This window comes from Methylobacterium marchantiae (assembly GCF_042679825.1).
Classification (GTDB): Bacteria; Pseudomonadota; Alphaproteobacteria; order Rhizobiales; family Beijerinckiaceae; genus Methylobacterium; species Methylobacterium marchantiae.
The window spans coordinates 1-536 of sequence record NZ_JBHTND010000099.1; the positions used below are offsets into that span (position 1 = coordinate 1).

Here is a 536-nt window from a genome sequence, read left to right on the forward strand (position 1 = left end):
CCACTAATCCTGAAATGCTCGGATGGATTTGAGTGTGAGTTTTCGCATTCTACGTAAACCTCAGCCCCATCCTGCTCAACAATAAATCCGCAGGATTCATGTGGATAGCACCGGGCTGCATGATTCTGAGCAACCTTGAGAGTAGAAAGCTTCACATTAACCTCTAATTAGAGATGCAGCCGGGAAACTGCCGTATGGGAGTTCATTATTAGCGCCAAACCTAAGCTTGCAACTACCTACTCGGCCACTGCAAACATCTAGACTTGGATCGCTAGTAGGATTGTCGTTAATGTCGGCAACAGGTGGGCCATTGTATCCGCAGTAAGCCCCACGATAACCGCCGCGTAGAATCCAAGTGCAGGCATTTGCGATGATCTGTCTGCCAGGCAACTGCTGACCATTTAGATCAGCAGCAGTAGCAAGTTCAAACTCAACGACCTCAGCATTCTCCGCAGACTTCCGCTCGAGGTACCAAATCTCATGGGGGAAATGCTCGTTAGGATCAGCAGTAGGATTGGGCTCAGGGAAGTTTGCAG

At 49.3% G+C, this 536-nt stretch carries 1 protein-coding gene; it reads right to left on the minus strand.

Translation table 11 applies throughout. From position 1 onward, the window contains the following. Positions 1 to 156 precede the first annotated feature (156 nt). On the minus strand, positions 157 to 536 hold a 380-nt coding region (locus ACFQ4G_RS22010; protein WP_379041151.1), incomplete at its 5' end, for a phage minor tail protein L.